Raw genomic sequence first — 20,654 nt, forward strand, 5'->3', positions numbered from 1 at the left:
CGGCGCCGAGGCGTGCAGCATCCATGATGACGCCTCGGGACGAGCCCTTCGGTCCGCCCGGCGCGCGGATCACCCTTCGGTGTGCGCCCGGGCCCACCGGCCGATCCGGTCCACCAGCTCGGCGTCGACCGCGTTCTCGGCGTGTCCGAGGCCGGGTTCGATCCACAACTCCTTCGGCGGCCGGGCCGCGGCGTGGATCTGCCGGGGGTGGTCGAGCGGGAAATAGGGGTCGCGATCGCCGTGCACCACGAGCAGTGGCGTGGGCGCGAGCGCGGCGGCTGCCTCGAACGGGGCGAGCGGGACCGGATGCCAGGGCTCGGCGGAGATCCGGGTGCCGAGCGCGAGCCGGGCGAGCACCCGGCCGGCCGGTCGTTCGATCGCGAAGTGCACCCGCCGCATCGGCGCGGTCCCCCGGTAGTACCAGCGGGCGGGCGCGCTGACCGCGACCACCGCCGCCGGTCCGGGGTACAGCGCCGCGTGCCGCAGCACGACCCCGCCGCCCATCGAGAAGCCGACGGTGACCACTCGGCGGTAGCCGAGCCGGCGGCCCCAGCCGATCGCCGCCTCCAGGTCGCGCACCTCGCGGTCGCCGACCGTGCTCAGCCCGGTGGACGCGCCGTGTCCGCGAAAGTCGAACCCGATCACCCCGCCGTGCCGGCCCAGGCCGCGCAGCACCGCGCCGACCGCCGGCCGCCGCCACGATCCGGTGAACCCGTGGGCGACCACGAAGACCCGATCGAGTGCCCCGGAACCCGCCGCGGCATCGGTCGCGGGCCCGTGTACCGCGCTGATCCGCACGTCGTCCTCGGTGCACAACACGGCCCGTTCGGATGCGGGCATTCCGGTGACCGGCGGGTCGCCGAAGGTCGGATGGGGTGTCCGCAGTGCGGGAAGATCCCCGGGTGGGTCGGTTCCTCGAGACATGTTCGCTATCCTGGCCCCGCAGGCTCTCCTCCGACGACGGGCACACCCCAGGGACCCCGGTAGTGGTTCCCCGACGGTTACGGAATCGGACGAGTCGGCGACCGATGAAGGATCCGGGCGACGATGCCCCGGGTCCTTTCGTGTTTTGTGCCTGTTTTTGGGAGGTGTCCCGTTGAGTGCCCTGCTGCTGCTCACGAACGCGCTCCAGCCGTCTGCCGAGGTGCTGCCCGCGCTCGGACTGCTGCTGCACCAGGTACGGGTGGCCCCGGCCGAGGCCTCCGCCCTGGTCGACGCGCCCGCCGCCGACGTCATCCTGGTCGACGGCAGGCGTGACCTCCCCCAGGTGCGCAGTCTGTGTCGGGTCCTGCGGACCACCGGGGTCGGCGCCCCCCTGGTCCTGGTGGCCACCGAGGGCGGTCTGGCCGCGCTGACCGCCGACTGGGGCGTCGACGACGTGCTCCTGGACACCGCCGGGCCGGCCGAGGTCGAGGCCCGTCTGCGGCTGGCGATCGGCCGGCTCCAGGCGGCGCAGGGCGCGGAGGACGAGCCCACCGAGATCCGCAACGGCGACCTGAGCATCGACGAGGCCACCTACAGCGCGAAGCTGCGCGGGCGGGTGCTCGATCTGACGTTCAAGGAATTCGAGCTGATCAAGTACCTCGCGCAGCACCCGGGCCGGGTGTTCACCCGGGCCCAGCTGTTGCAGGAGGTGTGGGGATACGACTACTTCGGCGGCACCCGCACGGTGGACGTGCACGTGCGCCGGCTGCGGGCCAAACTCGGGCCGGAGCACGAGTCGCTGATCGGCACCGTGCGCAACGTCGGCTACCGGTTCGTGGTGCCCGACCGGGGCGTCGGGGACGTCGCGGTCGCCGAGCGGGTGTGAGCCCGCGCACCCGGGCGACCCGCGTCCGCGCCCCGGGGCAACCGGCGTCCGGTGACCGCCGGCGGCGGGCATCGGCAAGTGAACCCCGCCCAGTCGGCCGACGGGGCGGCACATCCGGCTCCTATGCCTACAAAGCAGACTTATCCGGAAGAACGCGGAGGACCGTCCCGTCCTCGCGTCCAGGTTGTGAACTCCCGTGAGCCGCGCCGGTCCCCGTCCCTACAATGACCGCGTGCCCAAAGTGACCCGCGACGACGTCGCCCGCCTCGCGGGGACCTCCACCGCGGTGGTCTCCTACGTCGTCAACAACGGCCCGCGCCCGGTCGCTCCGGCCACGCGCGAGCGTGTGCTCGCGGCCATAGACAAGCTCGGCTACCGCCCCGACAGCGTGGCCCAGGCGATGGCCAGCCGCCGCACGAACCTGATCGGACTGGTGCTGCCCGACGCCCGGCAGCCGTTCTTCGCCGAGCTCGCGCACACCGTCGAGCAGGCCGCGTTCGAGCAGGGCCGGCTGGTGCTGATCGGCAACTCCGACTACGAGGACGACCGCGAACTGCACTACGTGCGCGCGTTCCTCGGCATGCAGGTGTCCGGCCTCGTGCTGGTCAGCCAGGGCCCCTCGGAGCGCGCCGCGCGCGAGATCGCCACCCGCGACGTGCGGGTGGTGCTGATGCACCGCCAACCCGACGCGCTGGGCGGTGACGCGGTCATCCTGGACGACGTCCAGGGCGCCTACACCGCGGTCCGGCACCTGGTGGACACGCACGGCTTCACCCGGGTGGACTGCCTCGGCGGGCCGCCCACCACTCCCGACTCGGGCGACCCGGTCACCGACCACGTCACCGGCTGGCGGCGGGCACTGGCCGAGCGCGGGCTGCCCACCGAGGGCCTGCTGCACGAGGCGCCCTTCGGCCGCTTCGGCGCCTACCAGGTCGCGCTGTCCCTGCTGTCCGGACCGGACCGGCCCCGGGCGCTGTTCTGCTCGACCGACGACCAGGCGATGGGCGTGCTGCACGCGGCGCGCGAGGTGGGCCTGCGGGTGCCGGACGACCTCGCGGTGGTCGGCTTCGACGACATCGCCGAGGCGGCCATCGCCGACCCGCCGCTGACCACGGTCACCTCCGACCGGCCGGGCATGGCCCGCGCCGCGGTGGAGCTCGCCCTGGAGCGCGAACCGGCCGCGGCCGGCGACCCGCGCGTGCGTACCTTCCCGTCCACGCTGGTGGTCCGGCGCAGCTGCGGCTGCGGCTGACCGCCCCCGGCTCGGCCGCGGCCGACGGCCTTGGGACGGCTCCCGGCATCGCTCAGTACCGTGGACGTCATGGACCTCGCGGATGTGTCGATCGAAACGGTGAACCGGGCCTCGGCGGATGACGCCGCCGCCGTACTGGCCCTGGCGGAGGCGGCGGCCGGCGTCGACGGCGCGGCGCCGTTGTCCGAGCAGTCCCGGCTGGAGCTGCGCCACGGCGCGCCCTCGGCCCGCGAACTGCTGGCCCGCGACGCCTCCGGGATCGTCGGCTTCGCGCACCTCGACGGCGCGGACCCCGTGGACGGACCCGCCGCCGAACTGTTCGTGGCTCCGGCCGCCCGCGGCGCGGGCCTGGGCCGGGCGCTGCTGGAAGCCGTGCTCGCCGAGGCCGCGCGGGTCGACGAGCGGGGCCGGCTGCGGGTCTGGGCGCACGGCAAGCTGCCGGCGGCCGGGCGCCTGGCCGAGGCGCTGGACTTCACCGCCTTCCGCGAGTTGTGGCAGATGCGCCGGGTGGCCGACACCCCGGTGCCCGAGGTCGCCACGCCCGCCGACGTGCGGCTGCGCACCTTCCGCCCGGGCGTGGACGATCGGGCCTGGCTCGCGTTGAACGCGAAGGCGTTCGCCCACCACCCCGAGCAGGGCGCGTGGACGACCGAGGACCTGACCCGGCGGTTCGCCGAGCCGTGGTTCGACCCGGCCGGCTTCTTCCTCGCCGAGGACGCGAACACCGGCGAGCCGCTCGGCTTCCACTGGACCAAGACGCATCCCGCGACGGCGGACTCGGGCCCGCTGGGCGAGGTGTACGTGGTCGGCGTCGACCCGGCCGCGCAGGGTCGCGGCCTGGGCGCGCTGCTGACCGCGGTGGGCCTGCGACACCTGGCCGAGCGCACCGTCGACGGCGTGCCGGTTGCCGAAATATTGTTGTATGTGGACGCGGACAACGAGCCGGCGGTCAAGGTCTATACCCGTTTGGGCTTTCGCGTGCATACAGTCGATGTGATGTACCGACGTTGAACACCGTGTGAAACCTGGCGAACAACTGTTTCGGGTCGCCTCCGTACAGGTGCACATAGACCAGCGCGAAAAGACAATGGTCGGATGAACGCCGAGACTCCCGCCGCACGATCCTCCCGACACCTCACCGTGGCCGTGCCGCCGGCGAAGACCGGCGGCGCCACCGTCACCGCGGCTCCGGCGCACGCGGAGTCCGAGCTGCCCCTGGACCGGTTCCTGGACCGCGAGGGCAGCTGGCTGGCGTTCAACGAGCGGGTGCTCGAACTCGCCGAGGATCCGAGCACCCCGCTCCTGGAGCGGGCTCGCTATCTGGCCATCTTCGCGTCCAACCTCGACGAGTTCTTCATGGTCCGGGTGGCCGGCCTCAAACGCCGGATCGCCACCGGTCTGGCCGTACGCGCGGCGAGCGGACTCCAGCCGCGCGAGGTGCTGGAGAACATCTGGTCGCGCAGCCGCGCCCTGATGGCGCGCCACTCCACCTGCTTCCACCACGACGTGCTGCCCGCGCTCGGCGAGGCCGACATCCAACTGCTGCGCTTCGACGACCTCACCGACGGCGAGCGGCAGTCGCTCTACGCGCTCTTTCGCGAGCGGGTCTTCCCGGTGCTCACCCCGTTGGCGGTCGACCCGGCGCACCCCTTCCCGTACATCTCCGGCCTGTCGCTGAACCTGGCCGTGATCGTGCGCAATCCGCGCTCGGGCAACGAGCACTTCGCCCGGGTCAAGGTGCCGCCGCTGCTGCCGCGCTTCGTGGAGACCTCGCCGGCCCGCTTCGTGCCGCTGGAGGAGGTGATCGCCGAGTTCCTGGGCGATCTGTTCCCGGGCATGGACGTGCTCGGCCACCACGCGTTCCGGGTCACCCGCAACGAGGACCTGGAGGTGGAGGAGGACGACGCGGAGAACCTGCTCCAGGCGCTGGAGCGGGAGCTGATGCGCCGCCGGTTCGGCCCGCCGGTGCGGCTCGAGGTCGAGGAGACCATCGACCCGCACGTGCTCGACCTGCTGGTGCGCGAGTTGGGTGTGGGCGAGAAGGAGGTCTACCCGCTGCCGGGGCCGCTGGACCTGACCGGACTGCACGCGATCGCCGACCTGGACCGGCCGGAGCTGAAGTTCGGCCGCTTCGTCGCCGGCACCCACCGCGACCTGGCCGAGGTGGAGACCGCGCAGGCCGCCGACGTGTTCGCCGCGATGCGCAAGCGCGACATCCTGGTGCACCACCCCTACGACTCGTTCGCGACCTCGGTCCAGGCCTTCCTGGAGCAGGCCGCGGCCGATCCGAACGTGCTCGCGATCAAGCAGACCCTGTACCGCACCTCGGGCGACTCGCCGATCGTGGACGCGCTGGTCGACGCGGCCGAATCGGGCAAGCAGGTACTGGTCCTGGTCGAACTCAAGGCCCGCTTCGACGAGCACGCCAACATCACCTGGGCGCGCAAGCTGGAGCAGGCCGGCTGCCACGTCGTGCACGGCGTGGTGGGCCTGAAGACGCACTCCAAGCTGTGCCTGGTGGTGCGCCAGGAGGGCGACGCGCTGCGCCGCTACTGCCACATCGGCACCGGCAACTACAACCCGAAGACCGCCCGCCTCTACGAGGACCTGGGCCTGCTGACCGCCGACCCGCAGGTCGGCGAGGACATGTCGAACCTGTTCAACCGGCTGTCCGGCTACTCGCGCGCGCAGTCCTTCCGGCGCCTGCTGGTCGCGCCGCACTCGCTGCGCAACGGACTGGTCGAGCGGATAGAGCGGGAGGTGGCCAACCACGAGGCGGGCCTGCCCGCCTACGTCCGGCTGAAGTCCAACTCGCTGGTTGACGAGCTGGTGATCGACGCGCTGTACCGCGCCTCGCAGGCGGGCGTGCCGGTGGACCTGTGGATCCGGGGCATCTGCGCGCTGCGGCCGGGTGTTCCCGGGTTGTCCGAGACCATCCGAGTGCGCAGTATTCTCGGCCGATTTTTGGAACACTCGAGGGTGTGGGTCTTCGCCGGCGGCGGCGAGCCCGAGGTGTGGATCGGCAGCGCCGACCTGATGCACCGCAATCTCGACCGCAGGGTCGAGGCGGCGGTGCGGCTGCGCGGCGATCGACACCGCGACGAGATGACGTCCTTCATGGACCTGGGGATGAGCGCGGAGACCGCGTCCTGGCACCTCGACCGGGACGGTACCTGGACCAGGCACGCGACGGCGGCCGACGGCACCCGGCTTCGCGACGTGCAGGAGCACCTCATCGAGAGCCGGAGGCGCAGACGTGGGCCGGAGTAGCAAGCAGGCGACGATCATTCCCCGACCGCGCGCGGCGGCCGAGGACACCTCCGCCGGCGAGATCCTGCTCGCCCATCTGGTCGGCGAGGCGGGCGCGTTCATCGACCAGCTGCCCCGCCTGGGCGCGGGCGAGGAGGACGCCGCGCACCAGGCCCGGGTGGCCGCCAGACGCATCCGCAGCGCGCTGGCCACCTGCGCGCCGCTGCTCGACCCGGAGCCCGCCCAACGCCTGCGCACCCGGCTGCGCGAGGCCGCGGACGCGCTGGCCGGCGAGCGCGACTCCGAGGTACTGCTCGAGCGGCTGCTCGCGGACCTGGACGCGCTGCCCGAGCGGCCGGGGACGGTCCGGGCCCGGGCGCTGGCCGAGCGCCGACTGCGCGGCGACCTGGGCTCCGGACGGGCCCGGGCGCTGGCCGCGCTCGACTCGGGACTGTTCACCACGCTGTCCGCCGCGTTGGTGGAGCCGGCCCTGGGGTTGACCTTCACCGCGCGGGCGGCGGACCCGGGCGCCGAGGTGGTGCCGAAGCTGGTGGCCCGCACGCTGCGCCGACTCGACCGGGCCGCCGACGCGCTGCCGCTGGTCGCGGCGGGGGTGCCGTATCCGGATCCCGTGGACGGCCCCGGCTTCTCCCCGTACGCCGGCACCGACGACGACGCGTGGCACCGGGTGCGGATCCTGGCCAAGCGGGCCCGCTACGCCGCCGACATGTGCGTGCCCGCGTTCGGCGCGCCCGCCGCCCGGCTGGCCCGGCGGCTCAAGGCGGTCACCGAGGTCCTGGGCATCCACCAGGACGCCTGCATCGCGGCCGACGCGGTGGCCGAACTGGCGGCCGCGCCCCGGATCGGCGGGCCCGCCTCGTTCGTGCTCGGCGAGTTGTACGCCCGCGAGCGGTGGGCGGCGACGGCGCAGCGCCACGCCTTCACCCGGGTCTGGCCCGGGGCCTACGCGCACGACGTCAGGTCGTGGCTCGATGGATGATCCCCCCGGGGCGGCGGAGCCCGCGCACGGTCCGGTGCTCGCCGCGGGTGGGGTGTTGTGGCGGCGGACCCCCGAGGGGACGCAGGTGGGGTTGGTGCACCGGCCGCGCTACGACGACTGGTCCTTCCCCAAGGGCAAGCTGGAGCCCGGTGAGCCCGCGGTGGTCGCCGCGGTGCGCGAGATCGCCGAGGAGACCGGTTTCCGGGCGGTGCTGGGCCGGGAGTTGGGGGTGCGCAGTTATCCGATGCGCTCGCGCGACCGGATCAAGATCAACCGCTACTGGGTGGCGGAGGCGGTGTCGGGCGGGTTCGCGCCCAATGCCGAGGTGGACCGGATGTGGTGGGGCACGCCGGAGGAGGCCGCGGAGCGGAGCGGGACGCCGGATTACACCGCGTCGTTGACCGAGGCGTTTCGCACCGGGCCGCCGCCGGCGACGGTGCCGGTCGTGGTGTTGCGCGCGGGCCCGGCGTTCGCCCTCGACCTGGTGCCGATGCTGGCCGCGTTCGCGCCGGTCGAGGTGTACGGGTGCGCGGAGCCGGACGCCGCCGCGACGGTGGCGCCGTATGCGGCGGCGGCGGGGGCGCGGGTGCACACCGCCGCCGCGTCGCCCGCCGAGGCGGTGCGCGCGGGTCGGCCCGCGCTGCTGTGTACGCCCGTCCCGGACCTGCACACGATCGTCGCCGGGGCCGGCTCGCCCCGGCTGCCGGCGGAGCCGTTGCTGCCCGGCGAATTCGCCGTGTTGCACACGTGGGCGGGGCGGGTGGTGGCCGTGGGCCGATACGCCCCCTATCCGACGGGAAGCTGAGCGCTTGGTCAAGCCGTCATCACGGTTTACCGAACGTCACTCGGCGTCCATCTGAACGCGGGATGAACGTCGTTCGGGCGTCACCGCAAAGCCCCAGTTCGCGGGTGGTAAATGGCTACATGAACGGACAATTCATCCAGCGGTCGGCTTATCTGACTCGACCGTTCGAGTTCACCCTCGGTTCACTTTCCGCGGCGGATCGCTTCATTCACACGGCCTAACTTCGTGCATGACGACGACCGCTCGGGTCGTCGCGACCACGAGCAGAGTTCGATCGAAAGGGAGCGCCGTGACCATTCGGCCCCGCAGTGTCCGTCGCGGTATCGGCTTCACCGGCCTGGCACTCGCCGGCGCGCTCACGCTGGCCGCGTGTGGCTCCGACGACAACAGCTCGGGTGACGACAAGAAGTCGTCCACGAAGGCTGCGTCCGCCCCCGGCGCGGAGGCCCCCAAGGGTGACTGCGGCACCGGCAAGCTCGCCGCCGCCGGCTCCAGCGCCCAGAAGAACGCGATGGACGAGTGGATCAAGGCGTACCAGGCCAAATGTTCCGGGGCCACGATCGACTACGCGTCCTCGGGTTCGGGCACCGGCCGCCAGTCGTTCTTCGACAAGCAGGTCACCTTCGCGGGCTCCGACTCGGCGCTCAAGCCGGAAGAGGTCGCCAAGGCCGCCGCCGCGTGCGCGCCGGGCCAGGCGATCAACCTCCCGATGGTGACCGGCCCGATCGCCGTCGCGTACAACGTCTCCGGCGTCAAGGACCTGGTCCTGGACGCGAAGACGATCGCCGGCATCTTCTCCGGCAAGATCACCAAGTGGGACGCCGCCGAGATCAAGGCGCTGAACCCGAACGCGCAGCTGCCCGGCACCGCGATCCAGCCCGTGCACCGGTCCGAGGCGTCCGGCACCACCGAGAACTTCACCAAGTACCTCAAGGCCGCCGCCGGCGCCGACTGGACCTACGACTCGGCCCAGGACTGGAAGGCCCCGAACGGCCAGGGCGCCAAGGGCAGCGAGGGCGTCGCGCAGATCGTGAAGTCGACGCAGGGCGCGATCACCTACGTGGAGCAGTCCTACGCGGAGAACGCCGGCCTGGGCATGGCCGCGATCAACACGGGCGCGTCGGCCCCGGTCAAGCTCACCCCCGAGGCCGCGGGCAAGGCCGTCGAGGCGGCCAAGATCGCGGGCGAGGGCAACGACCTGAAGCTGTCGGTCGACTACGCGACCAAGGCCGAGGGCGCCTACCCGATCATCCTGGTGACCTACGAGATCGTCTGCGAGAAGGGCACGGCGGCGGACAAGCTCCCGCTGATGAAGTCCTTCCTCACCTACACCTCCAGCGCCGAAGGCCAGAAGGTCCTGGCGGGCATCGGCTACGCGCCGCTCCCGACGACCGTCGCGGACAAGGTCCGCGCCGCCGTGGCCGGTCTGTCCTAGTCCGAGCCCGCTGAGCGACCGACTCGTACGGAGAGAGATGTCCACCACCACTCCCACCGCACCGGCGGACCCCGAGCGCAAGGCCCCCGCGGCCAAGCGCGTCAAGGTCCGGCCAGGCGACCGGATCTTCTCCGGTGCCGCCCGCGGCGCCGGCATCAGCCTGCTCGCCATCATGGCCGCGATCGCGATCTTCCTCGTGGTCAAGGCGACGGACGCACTGTCGAAGAACCAGGGCAGCTTCCTGACCGACCAGGACTGGGACCCCAACGTGGCCAAGCCCGCGTTCGGCGTCGTCACCCTGGTGTTCGGCACGGTTGTCAGCGCCACCATCGCGATGGTCATCGCGGTGCCGGTCGCGGTGGGGGTGGCGCTGTTCATCACGCACTACGCACCCCGGCGGATCGCCCAGACGCTCGGTTACATCGTCGACCTGCTGGCCGCGGTGCCCAGCGTGGTCTACGGCCTCTGGGGCTACATCTTCCTGGCTCCCAAGCTGCTCGGCCTGCACACCTGGCTGGCCGACTACCTCGGCTGGATCCCGATCTTCGACAAGGAGCAGCCGGGCGCCACCGCCCGCACGCTGTTCACCGTCGGCATCGTGCTGGCCATCATGATCCTGCCGATCATCGCGGCGGTCACCCGTGAGGTCTTCCTCCAGGTGCCCCGCGCCCACGAGGAGGCCGCGCTCGCGCTCGGCGCCACCCGCTGGGAGATGATCCGGGTCGCGGTGCTGCCCTACGGCAAGCCCGGCATCATCAGCGCGTCGATGCTCGGCCTCGGCCGCGCGGTCGGCGAGACCATCGCGGTCGCGATGGTGCTCTCGCCCAGCTTCGACCTCTCGATCCACATCCTGGACCCGGGCAACACCACGATCGCGGCGAACATCGCGAACCAGTTCGGCGAATCCAACGACATCGGCCGCGGCGCGCTGATCGCCTCCGGTCTGGTCCTGTTCATCATGACGCTGCTCGTCAACGGCGCCGCGCGCGTCGTCATCAACCGGCGCAAGGCGTTCTCTGGAGCGAACTCATGACCGTCCTGGACACGGGCGACAAGCGCCCGGGCATCGGTACGGACACGGCCGAGGCCGGTCGCGGGGGCCCGGCCGATCCGCGCGCGGCGTCGCTGACCCGGCGGACCCTGCCGCGTCAGGTGCCGTGGGCGATCGCCGGCGGCGGCGTGCTGCTGACGATCGTGTTCAAGCTGACCCTGGACAACTGGGCACTCGCGGTCTTCCTCGCCGGCGTGATCTTCATCGTCGCGCTCTCCGCCGTCTCGTGGCGCTTCGAGGACGCCCGGCGGGCCCGGGACCGGTTCGCCACCAGCCTGATCTCCACCACGTTCGTGCTCGCCGTGCTGCCGCTGGTCTCGCTGCTCGGCTACACGATCCAGCGCGGCGTCGACAAGCTCACCCCGTACTTCCTGTCCCACTCGATGCGCGGCGTGGGCGCCCGGGACGACACCGGCGGCGTGTACCACGCGATCATCGGCACCCTGGAGCAGGTCGGCCTGGCCACCCTGATCGCGGTCCCGATCGGGCTGCTCACCGCGATCTACCTGGTCGAGTACGGGCGCGGCCGGCTGGCCAAGACGGTGACCTTCTTCGTCGACGTGATGACCGGCCTGCCGTCGATCGTCGCGGGTCTGTTCATCTACGCCTTCTGGATCCTGATGCTCGGCTTCGAGGCCTCCGGCTTCGCCGGGTCGCTGGCGCTGATGATCCTGATGTTGCCCACGGTGGTGCGCTCCGCCGAGGAGATGCTCAAGCTCGTCCCGAACGAGCTGCGCGAGGCCAGCCTGGCGCTCGGCATCCCGAAGTGGCGCACCGTGCTCAAGGTCGTGCTCCCCACCGCCTTCGGCGGCATCGTCACCGGCGTGATGCTCTCCATCGCCCGCGTGATCGGCGAGACCGCCCCGCTGCTGCTGCTCGTCGGGCTCACCCAGTCGATCAACACCGACCCCTTCTCGGGGTGGCAATCGGCGCTGCCGCTGTACGTGTTCGACCAGAACCACGCCGGCAACAAGTTCGCCGAGGAGCGGGCCTGGGCCGCGGCGCTCACGCTGATCCTCATCGTGATGATCCTCAACCTGGCGGCGCGGCTGATCGCCCGCTGGAAGGCACCGAAGGCGGGCCGATGAAGGCCACGACGAGGACCCGTACGGCCGACCGCGGCACCGACATCCGCACCGATCCAGAGGCAGGAATGACCAAGCGCATCGAAGTTGCCGGACTCAACGCCTACTACGGCTCGCACAAGGCCGTCGAGGACATCTCGATGACCATGGAGCCGCGTTCGGTCACGGCCTTCATCGGTCCCTCCGGCTGCGGCAAGTCCACCTTCATCCGCACCCTGAACCGGATGCACGAGCTGATCCCGGGCGCCTCCGTGGACGGCTCGGTCGCGCTCGACGGGCAGGACCTGTACGGCAGCGACATCGACCCGGTGGCGGTGCGCCGCACGGTCGGCATGGTGTTCCAGCGGCCCAACCCCTTCCCGACCATGTCGATCTACGACAACGTCGCGGCCGGGCTCAAGCTCGCCGGGATCAAGCGCAAGGGCGACCTGGACGCGATCGTCGAGCGGTCGCTGCGCGGCGCCAACCTGTGGACCGAGGTCAAGGACCGGCTGAACAAGCCCGGCGCGGGCCTGTCCGGCGGCCAGCAGCAGCGACTGTGCATCGCGCGCGCGATCGCGGTCGAGCCGCAGGTGTTGTTGATGGACGAGCCGTGCTCGGCCCTGGACCCGATCTCCACGCTGGCGATCGAGGACCTGATCGCGCTGCTCAAGGAGCGCTACACGATCGTGATCGTGACGCACAACATGCAGCAGGCGGCCCGCGTCTCGGACAAGACCGCGTTCTTCAACCTGGCCGGCCCGGGTCAGCCCGGCAAGCTGGTGGAGATCGGCGACACCGAGACGATCTTCTCCGCGCCGACCGAGGAATCCACCGCCGACTACATCGCCGGCCGGTTCGGCTGACGGATCGACGCACCGAGCGACGAGTCGACGGACCGCCGACATGGACACGCGACAGGGCCCGCACCGGATTCGGTGCGGGCCCTGTCGTCCGTTATGCGACACCTCTGCCGGATGCCGCGTACGTCCCGCATCGCGCACGCGGCGTGCGGCGCCGGGGTCAGCCCACGATCAGGTGGGCAATCCCGTAGGTGCCCGCCGCGACCAGACCCGCGGCCGGCATCGTGGTGAACCAGCCGATCAGGATGTTCTTGGCGACGCCCCAGCGCACCGCCTTGACCCGCTTGGTCGCGCCCACGCCCATGATCGCCGAGGTGATGATGTGCGTGGTGGAGATCGGCGCCTTGAAGACGTAGGCCGTGGTGTACAGGATCGACGCGGCCGTGGTCTCGGCGGCGAAGCCCTGCGGCGGATCCAACTCGATGATCTTGCGGCCGAGGGTGCGCATGATCCGCCACCCGCCCGCGTAGGTGCCGGCCGAGAGCGTGATGGCGCAGGCGAGCTTGACCCACACCGGAATGCCGTTGCCCTCGTGGTGGCCACTGATCACCAGCGCCATCACCACGATGCCCATCGTCTTCTGGGCGTCCTGGATGCCGTGGCCGAGCGCCATGCCGGCCGCCGAGACGGTCTGGGCCAGCCGGAATCCGCGCTTGGCCTTGTGCGGATTGGACTTTCGGAACAGCCAGATGATCGCGACCATCACCAGATAGCCGGCGACCAGGCCGATCACCGGCGACAGGAACATCGGGATGACGACCTTTTCCAGCACACCGTCCCAGTGGACGGTGCTGGAGCCCGCGAGCGCGGCGCCGACGAGGCCGCCGAACAGCGCGTGCGACGAGGACGACGGCAGCCCGAAGTACCAGGTCAACAGGTTCCAGAAGATCGCGCCGACCAGCGCCGCGAACAGGATGACCAGACCTTGATGGCCTTCGGGGGTGGCGATCAGCCCCTTGCTGACGGTCTTGGCGACGCCTTCGCCGAGGAAGGCGCCGGCGAGGTTCATCACCGCGGCCATGGCCAGCGCCGCCCGCGGGGTCAGTGCCCGGGTGGACACCGAGGTGGCGATGGCGTTGGCCGAGTCGTGGAAGCCGTTGGTGTAGGTGAAGAAGAGCGCGACGCCGATGACGATGATCAGACCAGTGAGTTCCACTGGGTCAGGACTCCTTGACGGCGATCGTCTCGACCGTGTTCGCCACGTGCTCGAACCCGTCGGCGGCCTCTTCGAGCACGTCGACGATGCCCTTGAGCTTGAGCACGGTCAGCGCGTCGTACGCGCCGCTGAACAGGTGCGCCAGCAGCTTGCGGTGGATCTGGTCGGCCTGGTTCTCGAGGCGGTTGATCTCGATCCAGTACTCGGTCAGGTCCTTCATCGTGCGCAGCCGGGGCATCGCCTCGGCGGTCAGCTCCGAGGCGCGCACGAGCACCTCGATCTGGTCCGCGACCTGGGGCGGGAGTTCGTCGAGCTGGTACAGCACGACCAGGTCGACCGCCTCTTCCATGTAGTCCATGACGTCGTCGAGTTGCGAGGCGAGCGCGTAGATGTCCTCGCGGTCGAACGGCGTGATGAAGGAGGCGTTGAGCTGGCGCATGATCGCATGCGTGGTGTCGTCACCGGCATGCTCGGCCGCGCGCATCCGTTCGGCGATCTCCGGACGAGCGGAGACCTCTGCGCCGAGCAACTCCGTCAGGAGCTTGGATGCGGTGACCAGGTTGCTCGCCGCTGCGGCGAACATGTCGTAGAAGCTCGTCTCCCTGGGGGTCAGACGCAATCGCACTTGAGGTCTCCGGGATAATGAAGGTGGTCGGCGTCGATGCTAGGCGCTCTTGCGGTCTTGCACGCAAACCGGGGAGTCGACGCGAACCCCGACCGTACCCAGCGGTGATGAGTCACACGCGCACAGCGACGAACGGGCATGCGGAGCCGCCCGTTCCGCCGTCGAGGACGCCCGTCACACGGCCAGAGTATGGGTCCGCGCACCATTCGAATGACAGAGCGGCCTACCCTCGATCCATGTCGCCCACATCACACGAACCGGATCCGGGGATCGACCGGTACGGCGCCGGCCGGGGCGGGTCCGCCGCGGGCGGGGCGATCGGAGCGCTTGCCGGATATACCCCCGGGGGTAAATTCGACATCGTGGACGGTCACCCGATCGGGCCATGGACAGGTGGGAAACGGCCGCACGGACACGGGAGACGACGGTGGAACAGGATCCGCAGACACCGGACACGAAAGCGACACCCGGCACATCGGGGCACGAGACCTCGGGACACGGCTACAGCGGGCGCAAGGACGAGCACCTGAAGCGGCTGCGTCGGGTCGAGGGGCAGATCCGCGGGTTGCAGCGCATGGTCTCCGAGGACGAATACTGCATCGACATCCTCACCCAGGTCTCGGCGGCGACCAAGGCGCTGCAGTCCTTCGCGCTCAGCCTGCTGGAGGAACACCTCGGGCACTGCGTGGCGAACGCGGTGGAAAAGGGCGGTCCGGAGGCGGAGGAGAAGGTTAAGGAGGCGTCCCAGGCGATCGCACGCCTGGTGCGCTCCTGAGCCCGCGGCGACGGGGACCGGCCCTGCCGTGCGCGCCCGGCCCCCGGCCGCCGGCCAGGCCGAGCACGGCGTCGATCTGCGCCTGGGTGAGCGGTCCCTCGCTCGCCGAGGCCGCGATCATCAGGTCTCCGTAGAGCTCGATCTCGTCGAGGACGACGTGGTCGTGCACGCGGCGATCGGAGAATCGTGACACTCCCACCACCTCCTCGCGGCACGCCTCGGACGGTCCTTCGGCCCATCCAGCGTAGGGGCGGCTCCTCGGCGCGACCATGACACGCCTGGGTCATTTGGGGACCGCCCGGAACGACGCCGCGGAGGTGACCGGGGCCGTCCGCCGGACCGGGCCCGGCCCGGTCCGGCCGATCCCGGCCGGGTCTAACCGCGTTTCGCCGTGGCGCTCGGTGGGGCGGCGGGCGGAGCCGGTGCCACGTAGAGGTCCTTGGCCTCGGGTGGCCTGACGTCGACCACGACGCCGAAGTCGTACAGCTCCGCGGCGGAGAGCACCTTCGTCGTCGCCGCGGTCCTGGCCTCGTCGGGGCCCATCACGAAGACGAACGACTCCTCGACCTTGCGCAGTCGACCGGCGTCGTCGAGGTAGGCGTCGAACGGGATCGGCGCGCCGTCGAAGGTCTTCAGCGCGGCGGCCAGCGGGCCGCGCACCTCCGGCGCGGTCAGGTCGTGCGCCTTGCGGATGTCCAGGGTGCCCTTGTAATGCCGCACGGTGTCCGGGCCCAGCTTCTCGGTGCCCACCAGGACCACGTCGTCGTTGACCCCGCGCAGTATCTCGAAGGACGTCCCGGGATCGGTGCCGCCGCCGCTGACCAGGTTGCCGTCGGCCAGCCCGTCGATCGCGAGGCGCACCCACTTGTCCTTGGGGACGCCGGGCGAGCCGTTCTTCATGTAGAGCGCTTGGGGGGTCAGGATCTCCTGGAGCGGCCCGGCGATGCCGGAATCCTTGGGCGCGTCCACCGTGAGCGTGCCGATGTGCCGGACATAGTCGAACATGCCCTGGCCGGTGAGCTTCACGACCCGGTTGTCGCTCTGCATCGTCATCGTGGTGCGGGTGCGCGAACTCTTCGCGCCCGTGGTGACGTCGGCCGCCTTGCGCACGGCGGCGACCGCGTCCGCGGGGCCGCCGCTCGCGGCCCCGCCACTGCCCTTGACCTGCGCTCCCTGCGGTTGCACGTCGTCGCCCTGACAACCGGCGACCCCGGCCAGGACGAGGGCGCAACAGGCACCCGTGAGCGCGGTGCGGACCAACATGTGGGGTTCTCCCGGATGCTCGGAATCCTCGCGTGACGGCCGGCCACGCGGCGGCGGCTCGTCGGGACAACGAGCGAGGCGACGCCGGGTTACGGCCGTTCGGGGGATGTCGGGGCAGCGGGTGCGTCCGCGAGGGCGGGCGGGCGCGATCGGGCCAGCCGGCGCCGGGTCAGTTCCTCGGCGCCCGCCACGTCGCGGGCCTCGATCAGGTCGAGCAGTCGGTGCAACTCGACCGCGATCGAGCCGTGTTCGGCCTCGTCCGGCGCCGGGAGCGGGCCGTACAGCCGGGCCTGGGCCCGCAGTTCGGCGACCACCTTGACCAGGCGCGCGTTCTTGGCCAGGCCGAGCAGGTGCGCGTGGAAGCGGTCCTCGGCGTCCACGCGGTCCGCCACGTCGGCGCGCTCCAGCGCGTCGGCGAGGTCGTCGACCAGAGCGCGCAGGCGCGGCAGTTCGTCCGCGCAGCCGTCCCGGGCGAGCCCGGCGACGGTCGGTATCTCCAGGAGTTCGCGCAGGTGGTGCACGTCGGCCAGGTCCGCCGCGGACATCGCGCGCACCCGGAAGCCCTTGTTGCGGACCGGTTCGACCAGGCCGTCCTTGGCCAGGTCGAGCAGTGCCTCGCGCACCGGTGTGGCGGACACCCCGAACCGGCCGGCCAGGGCGGGCGCCGAGTAGACCACCCCCGGCCGCATCCGGCCGGTCACCAGCGCGGCCCGAATCGCCCGTGCGACCTGTTCGCGCAGGCTCAGCCGCTCGCCCAGTCGGCCCGCGTCCCGGCCGCCCTCGGTGTCGCTTCCCATCGTGTCCGCCCCTCGGCCGCGCCGCCGTCATCCCGCCGGGCGCGGCTCGGCCGTGACCAGTGGCCGCAGCGGTCCGCGTTCGACCATCCGCACCACCGGCTCCAGGAGGCGGCCCACGAACATCGAGCCGACCAGCGCGACCAGCGCGCCGAGCGCGAATCCGGCGAGCACGTCGGTCGGGTAGTGCACCCCCACGTAGAGCCGGGCGAAGCCGGTGAACACCGCGGCGAGCACCGCGAGGGCGCCGATCCGGCGGTCCACCAGCAGGATCCCGACCGCGAGCGCCATCGTGGTCAGCGCGTGGTCGGAGGCGAAGGACGGGTCGGTCTTGCCCTGCACGAGCACGTGCAGCCCGTCGTGGCTCAGGAAGGGGCGCGGCCGGTCCACCCAGTCGCGCAGCGGCGCGTTCGCCAACTCCGCCACCAGGGCCGCGAGCGGGGCCCATACGAGGCCGGCCACGGCCGCGACGTGGTCCGGCCGGGAGCGTACCCGCCACCACGCGAGCAGGCCGAGCACGGCGAGTACGGCGAACATGCCGTACTCGCCCATGAACTCCATGCCGCCGTGCGCCCAGGAGGTGTGTTCGGTGAGTCCGTTGACGTCCCGCAGGACCTCGATGTCGAGGTTGTCGTCGGTACTCTCCGCCAGGACCTGCAAGGACACCGGTGAACCCCTTTGCGTGGTGCTGTTGGTGCTGGTGGAACCAGTGGAACCGGTAGTGCTTTTGCTGCCTGTGGTGCAGGACGTGCCCGTGGGGCCGGTGGTTCTTCCGCCGCGCCGCTACTTGCCCTCGTAGGCGTTGACGACTTCCTCCATCGGCCCGTCCATCTTGATCACGCCCTGGTCGAGCCAGATCGCCCGGTCACAGGTGTCGCGGATCGACTTCATGCTGTGGCTGACCAAGAAGACCGTGCCGGCCTCCTTGCGCAGTTCGCGGATCCGGGCCTCGCTCTTGAGCTGGAACTCCCGGTCGCCGGTGGCCAGCGCCTCGTCGATCATCAGCACGTCGTGCGAGCGCGCCGCCGCGATGGAGAACCGCAGCCGCGCCGCCATGCCGGACGAGTAGGTCCGCATCGGCAGCTTGGTGAAGTCCTTGCCGTTGTAGTTGTTCAGGCCGGAGAAGGTGGCGATCTGCTCGTAGTTGGCCTCGGCCTCGCGCTGGGTCATGCCCATCGCCAGGCAGCCCAGGATGATGTTCCGCTCTCCGGTGAGGTCGTTCATCATCGCCGCGTTGACCCCGAGCAGCGACGGCTGGCCGTCGCTGTAGATCTTGCCGGTGGTCGGCGGCAGCAGGCCGGCGATGCAGCGCAGCAGCGTGCTCTTGCCCGAGCCGTTGCGCCCGATCAGGCCGATCGCCTGACCCTTGTAGGCGACGAAGCTGACGCCGCGCACGGCGTGCACCTCGGTGACGCCGGTGGCCTTCTTGCGCAGCGCCAGCCGCGACAGTGCGGAGGTGGCGCTGCCCTTGCCGGAGGAGGCGCCGTGGACCCGGTAGACCAGGTGCACGTCGTCGACGACGACGGTCGGCGGCACTTCCTCGCCGACCTGCTGCGGTTGTTGCGGAACGCCTTGTTCGGGCACCTCGACCTCGGCCTTCGCGCCGGCTTCGGCCAGACTCATGATCGCGGGTTGCTCAGCCACGGCCGTACCTCTCTTCCGCCTTCCAGAAGTACATGTAACCGCCGAGGCCCATCAGCAGCGCCCAGCCGATCGCGTAGGCCCACGTGTGCGCGGGCACCGTGGAGTGGCTGTCGATGAGCGCGTCGCGCACCAGCTCGATGTACACCGCCCCGGGGTTCGCCTCCAGGACGCGGGCCACCCAGGTCGGCGCCGTCTTGGTGTAGTTGTCCAGGCTGTAGAAGACGCCGCTGATGTACAGCCAGGTGCGCAGGATGAACGGCAACAGCTGCTTGATGTCGACCATCACGGCGCCGATGCGGGCCAGGACCAGGCTCAGGCCGACGTTGAAGACGAACTGGAGGACCAGCGCGGGCACGATCAGCAGCCATTTGAGGCTGAGCGGCTCACCGGTGCCGAGCACGATCGCGCACAGCACGACCATCGAGAAGAGCAACTGCTGGAGCTGGACGATGGTGAACGAGATCGGCAGGCACGCCCGGGGGAAGTGCAGTGCCCGGATCAGGTTCAACTGGTCGCTGATCGCCCGGCTGCCCGCGAGCACCGCGCTCTGGGTGAAGGTGAACACGAAGACGCCGGTGACCAGGAAGGCGACATAGTTGTCGATGCCGCCCTTGGTCTTCACGAGGTAGCCGAAGATCAGGTAGTACACGGCCGCGTTCATCAGCGGCGTGAGCACCTGCCAGACCTGGCCGAGTTTGGCGGTGCTGTAGGTGGCCCGGGTCTTGGCGTTGGCGAAGGCCACGATGAAGTGGCGCCGGGCCCAGAGCTGCTTGGTGTACGAAAGCAGCCCGGGGCGGGCTCCACTGACCGTCAGCTTGTAGCGGGCGGCGAGGTCCGCCAATGGTTCGGTGGAACCGGGGGGTGCCGACGTCCCCTGTGGGCTCAGGGTGTCGGCCTGCACGCTGTTGGCCACGTTGACACTTTCATATGCGTCGGGTCGAGATCGAAAACGTACGGGGGTTTCCAGCCTGTCAGATCACGGGCGGGCGGCCGAGTTTGGTCATGCGCCAGACCGTTCGCCAGGACATCGGTCGGCGCGGGCCGCTGGGGGTCTTCCAGCCTTCGCGGAAGCCCGCGAGCCACGCCTGGGCGTTCTCCCTGGACGGCCTGCGGGCGGCGGTGAGTACCACCCAGGTGCCCAGATAGGCGGGCACGATCGGCCAGGGCAGGTTGCGTCGGGCCAGGTAGACGCGGTTGCGCGCGTTCATCCGGAAGAAGGCCGCGTGCCGGGCCGGGCTGGTCCTGGGGTGCTCCAGCACGATGTCGGCGCGGTACTCGATCTCCCAGCCCGCGTCGAGCGCGCGCCAGGCCAGGTCGGTCTCCTCGTGCGCGTAGAAGAAGTCGTCGGGCAGCCCGCCGACCTCGCGCAGCACCGCGGCACGCACCGCGCTCGCGCCGCCCAGGAACGTCGTCACCGGGCCCGAGCGCAGCGGGTCGCCGACCCGGATCCGGGGCACGTGCCGGCGCTGGGTCTCGCCGCTCTCCGGATCCACGATCCGGAACGAGACGATGCCCAGGCGCGGGTTGGCCGCGAACGCCTCGCGCAGCAGGCGGCCGGCGTCGGTGCCGCCGAGCCGGCCGTCGTCGTCGAGGAAGAGCACCACGTCGGTGTCGGCGGGCAGGCCGTCGGTGCCGACGTTGCGGCCGGCGGGGATGCCCACGTTCTTCGGCAGGGCGATGCCCACCGCGCCCTCGGGCAACTCCGGCAGCGGCCCGCCGTTGGCGACCACGACCACCGCCATCGGCTCGCCGTCCTGGTCGGCGACCGAGCGCAGCAGGCGCTCCAGTTCCCGCGGGCGATCGCCCATGGTCAGCACCACCGCCCCGAGCACCGGGTGTTCGGTGTCGGCCGCGCCGCCGGCCCGCTG

General features: G+C 71.1%; 21 protein-coding genes. 12 read left to right on the forward strand and 9 right to left on the reverse strand.

Features of this window, described 5'->3' with window-relative positions; translation table 11 throughout:
- Positions 1 to 69 precede the first annotated feature (69 nt).
- Positions 70 to 924: an alpha/beta hydrolase gene (locus B4N89_RS12920; protein ID WP_414646363.1), complete on the reverse strand. Its 855-nt coding sequence runs from the start codon at positions 922 to 924 to the stop codon at positions 70 to 72.
- Between the two features lie 172 nt (positions 925 to 1,096).
- Between B4N89_RS12920 and B4N89_RS12925 the strand changes: the two genes are divergently transcribed.
- From B4N89_RS12925 to pstB, 10 genes are all read left to right on the forward strand, one after another.
- Positions 1,097 to 1,810 carry a response regulator transcription factor gene (locus tag B4N89_RS12925; RefSeq protein WP_078975999.1) on the forward strand — a complete coding sequence of 238 codons (714 nt, stop codon included), beginning with the start codon at positions 1,097 to 1,099 and terminating at the stop codon, positions 1,808 to 1,810.
- A gap of 232 nt (positions 1,811 to 2,042) precedes the next feature.
- A complete protein-coding gene (locus B4N89_RS12930; RefSeq protein WP_078976000.1) occupies positions 2,043 to 3,062 on the forward strand; it encodes a LacI family DNA-binding transcriptional regulator in 1,020 nt (339 codons plus the stop codon).
- A gap of 69 nt (positions 3,063 to 3,131) precedes the next feature.
- Entirely contained in the window at positions 3,132 to 4,073 is a 942-nt protein-coding gene (gene mshD, locus B4N89_RS12935) for a mycothiol synthase (RefSeq protein ID WP_078976001.1), read from the forward strand.
- Between the two features lie 84 nt (positions 4,074 to 4,157).
- Entirely contained in the window at positions 4,158 to 6,332 is a 2,175-nt protein-coding gene (locus B4N89_RS12940; RefSeq protein WP_101897072.1) for an RNA degradosome polyphosphate kinase, read from the forward strand.
- A complete protein-coding gene (locus B4N89_RS12945; RefSeq protein ID WP_078976002.1) occupies positions 6,319 to 7,311 on the forward strand; it encodes a CHAD domain-containing protein in 993 nt (330 codons plus the stop codon). The genes B4N89_RS12940 and B4N89_RS12945 overlap by 14 nt, the downstream gene beginning before the upstream one ends.
- Positions 7,304 to 8,116, forward strand: a complete 813-nt coding sequence (locus B4N89_RS12950; RefSeq protein ID WP_078976003.1) for an NUDIX hydrolase — start codon at positions 7,304 to 7,306, stop codon at positions 8,114 to 8,116. The genes B4N89_RS12945 and B4N89_RS12950 overlap by 8 nt, the downstream gene beginning before the upstream one ends.
- Positions 8,117 to 8,405: 289 nt before the next feature.
- Positions 8,406 to 9,551 (forward strand): phosphate ABC transporter substrate-binding protein PstS, encoded by a 1,146-nt coding sequence (pstS, locus tag B4N89_RS12955; RefSeq protein ID WP_078976004.1) that lies wholly within the window; start codon positions 8,406 to 8,408, stop codon positions 9,549 to 9,551.
- 37 nt (positions 9,552 to 9,588) lie between these two features.
- Entirely contained in the window at positions 9,589 to 10,584 is a 996-nt protein-coding gene (gene pstC, locus B4N89_RS12960) for a phosphate ABC transporter permease subunit PstC (RefSeq protein WP_078976005.1), read from the forward strand.
- Positions 10,581 to 11,690, forward strand: a complete 1,110-nt coding sequence (gene pstA / locus B4N89_RS12965) for a phosphate ABC transporter permease PstA (protein ID WP_101897073.1) — start codon at positions 10,581 to 10,583, stop codon at positions 11,688 to 11,690. Before pstC ends, pstA begins: the two co-directional genes overlap by 4 nt.
- Positions 11,691 to 11,755: 65 nt before the next feature.
- A complete protein-coding gene (gene pstB, locus B4N89_RS12970; RefSeq protein WP_078976006.1) occupies positions 11,756 to 12,532 on the forward strand; it encodes a phosphate ABC transporter ATP-binding protein PstB in 777 nt (258 codons plus the stop codon).
- 157 nt (positions 12,533 to 12,689) lie between these two features.
- Here pstB and B4N89_RS12975 read toward each other — a convergent pair whose 3' ends face one another.
- Positions 12,690 to 13,685: an inorganic phosphate transporter gene (locus B4N89_RS12975; RefSeq protein ID WP_078976007.1), complete on the reverse strand. Its 996-nt coding sequence runs from the start codon at positions 13,683 to 13,685 to the stop codon at positions 12,690 to 12,692.
- Between the two features lie 4 nt (positions 13,686 to 13,689).
- The gene (locus B4N89_RS12980) at positions 13,690 to 14,310 is read right to left on the reverse strand and encodes a DUF47 domain-containing protein (RefSeq protein ID WP_020552276.1); all 621 of its coding nucleotides are present in this window, start codon (positions 14,308 to 14,310) and stop codon (positions 13,690 to 13,692) included.
- Between the two features lie 385 nt (positions 14,311 to 14,695).
- Here B4N89_RS12980 and B4N89_RS50700 point away from each other — a divergent pair, with 385 nt between their 5' ends.
- Both B4N89_RS50700 and B4N89_RS52985 read left to right on the forward strand, forming a co-directional pair.
- The gene (locus B4N89_RS50700) at positions 14,696 to 15,085 is read left to right on the forward strand and encodes a metal-sensitive transcriptional regulator (protein ID WP_201260834.1); all 390 of its coding nucleotides are present in this window, start codon (positions 14,696 to 14,698) and stop codon (positions 15,083 to 15,085) included.
- Positions 15,086 to 15,113: 28 nt separating this feature from the next.
- Complete coding sequence (locus tag B4N89_RS52985) at positions 15,114 to 15,275, forward strand: hypothetical protein (RefSeq protein WP_161500709.1); 162 nt, start codon at positions 15,114 to 15,116, stop codon at positions 15,273 to 15,275.
- Positions 15,276 to 15,460: 185 nt separating this feature from the next.
- On the opposite strand, the gene B4N89_RS12995 is transcribed toward B4N89_RS52985, so the two are convergent.
- The 6 genes from B4N89_RS12995 to B4N89_RS13020 form a co-directional block, all read right to left on the reverse strand.
- A complete protein-coding gene (locus B4N89_RS12995) occupies positions 15,461 to 16,348 on the reverse strand; it encodes a hypothetical protein (protein ID WP_078976009.1) in 888 nt (295 codons plus the stop codon).
- A gap of 89 nt (positions 16,349 to 16,437) precedes the next feature.
- A complete protein-coding gene (locus B4N89_RS13000; RefSeq protein ID WP_078976010.1) occupies positions 16,438 to 17,145 on the reverse strand; it encodes a GntR family transcriptional regulator in 708 nt (235 codons plus the stop codon).
- Positions 17,146 to 17,172: 27 nt separating this feature from the next.
- Entirely contained in the window at positions 17,173 to 17,808 is a 636-nt protein-coding gene (locus B4N89_RS13005) for a phosphatase PAP2 family protein (RefSeq protein ID WP_235618597.1), read from the reverse strand.
- Positions 17,809 to 17,925: 117 nt separating this feature from the next.
- Entirely contained in the window at positions 17,926 to 18,765 is an 840-nt protein-coding gene (locus B4N89_RS13010) for an ABC transporter ATP-binding protein (protein WP_078976011.1), read from the reverse strand.
- A gap of 13 nt (positions 18,766 to 18,778) precedes the next feature.
- Positions 18,779 to 19,699, reverse strand: coding sequence for an ABC transporter permease (locus B4N89_RS13015; protein WP_078976012.1), 921 nt, complete (start codon positions 19,697 to 19,699; stop codon positions 18,779 to 18,781).
- 58 nt (positions 19,700 to 19,757) lie between these two features.
- Positions 19,758 to 20,594, reverse strand: coding sequence for a glycosyltransferase family 2 protein (locus B4N89_RS13020; RefSeq protein WP_078979327.1), 837 nt, complete (start codon positions 20,592 to 20,594; stop codon positions 19,758 to 19,760).
- Between the last annotated feature and the right edge of the window lie 60 nt (positions 20,595 to 20,654).

This window comes from Embleya scabrispora, assembly GCF_002024165.1.
In the GTDB taxonomy this organism is placed as follows: Bacteria; Actinomycetota; Actinomycetes; order Streptomycetales; family Streptomycetaceae; genus Embleya; species Embleya scabrispora_A.